At 63.0% G+C, this 4,476-nt stretch carries 3 protein-coding genes and 4 pseudogenes; 4 read left to right on the top strand and 3 right to left on the bottom strand.

The annotated features are described in order from the left end of the window. Together OC159_RS19660 and OC159_RS20315 are read right to left on the bottom strand one after the other, a co-directional pair. Positions 1–126 (bottom strand): annotated as a pseudogene (locus OC159_RS19660) (IS256 family transposase); the annotation flags it as partial. Beyond that, positions 101–248: pseudogene (locus OC159_RS20315) on the bottom strand (IS256 family transposase); the annotation flags it as partial. The pseudogenes OC159_RS19660 and OC159_RS20315, both read right to left, overlap by 26 nt. A 302-nt stretch (positions 249–550) precedes the next feature. On the opposite strand from OC159_RS20315, the gene OC159_RS19655 reads away from it, so the two are divergent. From OC159_RS19655 to OC159_RS20310, 4 genes and pseudogenes are all read left to right on the top strand, one after another. Continuing rightward, positions 551–2,095, top strand: coding sequence for a GH36-type glycosyl hydrolase domain-containing protein (locus OC159_RS19655; protein ID WP_265502926.1), 1,545 nt, complete (start codon positions 551–553; stop codon positions 2,093–2,095). A gap of 99 nt (positions 2,096–2,194) precedes the next feature. Continuing rightward, a complete protein-coding gene (locus tag OC159_RS19650; protein ID WP_265502925.1) occupies positions 2,195–3,208 on the top strand; it encodes a Gfo/Idh/MocA family protein in 1,014 nt (337 codons plus the stop codon). 149 nt (positions 3,209–3,357) lie between these two features. Then, a pseudogene (locus OC159_RS19645) lies at positions 3,358–3,686 on the top strand (IS21 family transposase); the annotation flags it as partial. 268 nt (positions 3,687–3,954) lie between these two features. Next, complete coding sequence (locus OC159_RS20310; protein WP_407674162.1) at positions 3,955–4,353, top strand: sugar-binding domain-containing protein; 399 nt, start codon at positions 3,955–3,957, stop codon at positions 4,351–4,353. Here OC159_RS20310 and OC159_RS19635 read toward each other — a convergent pair. Then, a pseudogene (locus tag OC159_RS19635) lies at positions 4,350–4,476 on the bottom strand (succinyl-CoA--3-ketoacid-CoA transferase); the annotation flags it as partial. The gene OC159_RS20310 and the pseudogene OC159_RS19635 overlap by 4 nt on opposite strands.

Raw genomic sequence — 4,476 nt, 5'->3', positions numbered from 1 at the left:
CCGGCCAGGTAGACCGCCGCGAAGGGTTTCGGCCCTCTTCGTCAGCCGCCTGTAGCGTGGCAGCGCCTTCGAGCGCCATTCGGTGATCTTGCCGGCCTCGTTCTCGATCCGGGCGCGCGGCCAGCGCCTCCTGAAAATCTCCCATCGAGATACCACGCAGGTAGAGGACCGGCAGGAGGGCTGCGCGACCGCTGCGCCCATTTCGGCAGGATCTCTTCACTTCGACGCTGACCTCGGCGCCGTCCTCTGCACTAGCGTGACCCCTTATCAGGCAGTCGAGGACTATTTCCGGAACCGCCACTTCAAGGACATCACATTTCTCGCCGCCGACCGCTTGCCCGACCATTTCGAGGTCTCGCAGCAGGCTTTCGAGGGCGAAGGCGGGCTTGCGGACCCGTCGGCGCTGCAGGCAGGCAAAAACCTGGCCGGCGGCGAAGCGGCCTATGAGATCCCCGCAGGCATTTTGCAATACAACCTGTCGCTCCCTGCAGGCGCATCCGAGCGCTTCAGGTTGGTATTCGGGCCGGCCCGCGACAAATCCGAAGTCGCTATGCTCATCGAGAAGTACCTGCGGGGCGACGCAGACGCGGTGCAAAGCACCTCCCGCGCCTATGTGGCCGGCGGGCTGGGCAGCTTCGAGATCGAATCGCCCGATGCCGCGTTCGACGTCTTCGTAAACCACTGGCTGCCGCGGCAGGTCTTCTATCACGGAGATACTAACCGCCTGACTACAGATCCGCAGACACGGAACTACCTGCAGGACGCGCTCGGCATGGTGTTCATCCGGCCCGACACGACTCGCGAGGTCATCCTCCGCGCCGCAAGCCAGCAGTTCGTATCTGGCAAGGTGCCAGACGGTATCCTGCTCCGCCCTGATGCGGCGCTGAAGTACATCAACCAGGTCCCCCACACCGATCACGCGGTTTGGCTGGTGATCGCGACCTGCGCCTACCTGGACGAGACGAACGACCGCTCCATTCTAGCCGCGCCGACCGGGTGGGCTGACAGCGACAGGACGGACAGCCTCTACGACCACGTCACCCGAGCGCTAAGCTTTTTGGCTCGCGAGGTGGACGACTGCGGCCTGCCTCTGATTGCGCAGGGCGACTGGAACGACCCGATGAATATGGTCGGATACAAGGGCAAGGGCGTCTCAGGGTGGCTGGCTGAGGCGTCAAGTTACGCGATGTCGCTTTGGGCCAAAGTCTGCGACGCAGAAGCCGACCAAGAAACAGCTGGCTGGCTGCGGCGAGAGGCCAACGCCATGGTCGAGCGAATCAATGCGCATCTGTGGGACGGCGACTGGTACGCCCGCGGCATCACGGACGCCGGAAAGCCTTTCGGCGTGTCGGCTGACGTGGAGGGGCGGATCTACCTGAACGCCCAGAGTTGGGCGATGCTCTGCGGCGCGGCGGACGAGGATCGCAAGGCTCGGATGCTGCGCGCCATCGATGACCAGCTGGAGACGCCCTACGGCATCGCCATTTTTGCGCCCGCCTACACCCGGATGCGTGAGGATGTGGGCCGGCTGACCCAGAAATGGCCAGGCGTTGCCGAGAACGGTGCGGTCTACAATCATGCCGCCGCGTTCTATGCCGCGGCGCTCTACCATGTCGACGAAAGCGATCGGGCTTACCGCGTGTTGCGCGCAATGCTAACCGATCCCCAGGCGGATGACATTGCCCTCCGTGGCCAGCTGCCGCTCTACATCCCGAACTACTATCGCGGGGCGCTGCACCAGTATCCCCAGACCGCAGGACGGTCGAGTAACCTGTTCAACACCGGGACGGCCTCCTGGTTCTATCGTCTGGTGATCGAGCAGCTTTGCGGCCTTCGGGGCATGCGCGACGGGATTGTCATCGAGCCTCAGATCCCCTCAGACTGGGATCGCTGCCGCTTTCGCAGGACATTCCGGGGCGCCATCTTCGAGGTTGAAGTTGAGCGCGTCGGCGGCCTGACCGATCGGGAGATCGACGTCGACCGGAAGCAGCTCGACGGGTCCGTCCTGAGTCATATCGAACGCGGAAGGACGTACAAGGTAACGGTAAGGCTCCCCGAAAGCGCCCAGCAGTGTCGCCGGCACACGGCCGCATAGCGCCGTGACTGCTAGTCACAGCCGAGCCGCCGCAGTGTTCGTCGGCTCGGACCCACATTGTCGGCACAGACACCTACTGCCTACCTAGGAGAGCGCCATATGTCTGTAACACGGTGGGGGTTAATTGGCCCCGGGAATATTGCCCGGAACTTCGCCGAAGGAATGGCGGAGGCACCTTCAGGAGTTCTCATCGCCGTGGCGAGCCGCACCGAAGCGAGCGGACGCGTGTTCGGAGAGCGCTACGGTCTGGACAAGGCGAAGCGATACACCGACTACCGGAATCTGTGCAGAGATCCGCACGTGGACGCCATTCACATCGCGACTCCGCACGCCTTTCACGCCGAGCAGGCCTTGATGGCGATCCAAGCCGGCAAGCACGTGTCGGTTGAGAAGCCGGCTGGAGTCACCGTCGCCGAAGTCAGGAGGCTCGTCGAGGCAGCGGCGCAGAACCGGGTCTTTTTCATGGAAGCCTACATGTACCTGTGCCATCCGCAAATCGCGCGGGCAGTGGAGATCCTACAATCAGGCGAAATAGGCACACTCCGGCACGTGCGCGCGACGTTCGGCTTCCATGCACCCTTTGATTCCGGCTCCCGACTGTTTTCGCAAGAACTGGGCGGCGGGGCAATCTTGGACGTCGGCGGCTACCCCGTTTCCGCTGCACGCCTTTTCGCAGGAGTCGGGCAGAGGCAGTACGCGGAGCCAGAAACCATCAGTGGCGTTTGCTTGATTGGCCGGAGTGGTGTCGTCGAAGTTGCGCACGGCGTGCTGGGATTCGCCGGCGGCATCACCGCCGAGATCGGCTGCGCGATCAGCCAGACAATGGACAACATCATATGTGTCGAAGGCGATCGAGGCAGCCTGCTGCTTCCGACCCCCTGGACTCCCGGGCGCGACGGGGGGCCGTCGGACGCACGTATCCATGTGACCGCAGGGGGACATGAGCGCGTCGAAGATCTGTGCCATTCGGAGCATCTCTTTACGTTCGAGGCCGAAGCTGCGAGCCGGGCCATTGCCGAGGGCCGCCTAGGCCTCAGCTGGCCGCGAATGGACCCCGCGGCCAGCATTGGTAACAATACCGTCCTTGAGCGGTGGCGGGCACAGATCAAGTAGTGCCAACAGCCTTGATCTCTGACTCGCCGGGGATGAGAAACTCGTCCACGGGAGCGGCGGCATGGAACTGCTGCGGGCGGCGTAAAACTTGTCTATCCTTTCCCTTTCTGCGGCAGCAGGGAGGGTGCGAGGATTTTCAGCGTGGAACCATACTCAGAGTTCGCCAGGCCTGCGTGGCAGGTTTGAGCCACCGTCAGGCGGCGAAGGCCTTCAACATCTCCCGCGATACGATTGCGAAGATGATGACGTTCTCGGTGCCGCCGGGTTACCGGCGGCCGAGGTCAGGCGGCGGAAGCTCGATCCCTTTTTCCCGATCATTGAGGGCCGGCTTGAGGCGGACCGCTCCATGCCGCGGAAGCAGCGAAATACGGCGAAACGGGTGTTCGACCGCCTGCGCGACGAATGCGGGTTCACCGGCGGCTACACGATCACCAAGGATTACATCCGGGAGCGGGGACGGCGGAGCCAGGATGCGTATTCCACGGCATCCGACCGCTTATTTCAGCAACAACCGACCAGTCGTTCCAGGAGTATCCGACCGGTTGACGGTAGCGGCCTGAGGCAAGTTCTTCATGGTTGATCAGGGTGCATCCGGTCAAGGATGACGCTGGTGCGGAGGGTTGTCCACGGGAGGACCCCGCGTGCCTGGCGCCGCGCCCGCCAGCAACCTGGCGACGCCGGGCACGTGGGAGGGACCGGTGGGCACGCCGGGATCGGCGTTGTGTTCATTCTAGCGGCGCCAGAACATGATCACATCACAGGAACTCGCTGAAGTTCGCGCGTGCGGTGCGGTAGGAGACACGAATGCTTTATTCTACGACGCCGCGGGCGCAAAGGTCGATCATCCGCTGAACCGATGCACCATTGGCCTGGGCTTCGATGATCTGCGCAAGATCTCGACGGTCGCGATAGTGGCGGGACGCAGCAAGATCTACGCTGTAATAGGCTTCCTGAAAAGCGACATAGTCAGAGGCCTGATATTGACCGAGACACAGCTCTCGACTTGCCCGACTCAATTTGACACCCAACCCTTCTATCGGAAACCTTCCCGTCGAGCCCATCATGGTGCAGGCAAAGCCCAGCCACTCGGCGCTTCCCGCCGCCGATTAGCCCGTCGCGCCAGCGATTCGGACCGTTGGTATTAGATGACGATCGTGGCCTCGGTCGCGGCGCGGAGGTCGTCCTCGGTCACGCCGTCGGCTGTTTCGACTATCTTCAGGCCGCCGGGGACAACGTCGAGGACGCCCAGGTTCGTGATGATCCGGTCG

This window comes from Paracoccus beibuensis (assembly GCF_026162625.1).
GTDB lineage: Bacteria > Pseudomonadota > Alphaproteobacteria > Rhodobacterales > Rhodobacteraceae > Paracoccus > Paracoccus beibuensis.
Note: the sequence above shows the minus strand (reverse complement) of the source record. Positions and strands in the feature narration are given on the sequence as shown.

What these genes read in the sequence shown, in the direction of transcription:
- OC159_RS19655 (WP_265502926.1), top strand. Translation starts at nt 551, where the DNA reads ATGCTCATCGAGAAGTACCTGCGGGGCGACGCAGACGCGGTGCAAAGC.
- OC159_RS19650 (WP_265502925.1), top strand. Translation starts at nt 2,195, where the DNA reads ATGTCTGTAACACGGTGGGGGTTAATTGGCCCCGGGAATATTGCCCGG.
- OC159_RS20310 (WP_407674162.1), top strand. Translation starts at nt 3,955, where the DNA reads ATGATCACATCACAGGAACTCGCTGAAGTTCGCGCGTGCGGTGCGGTA.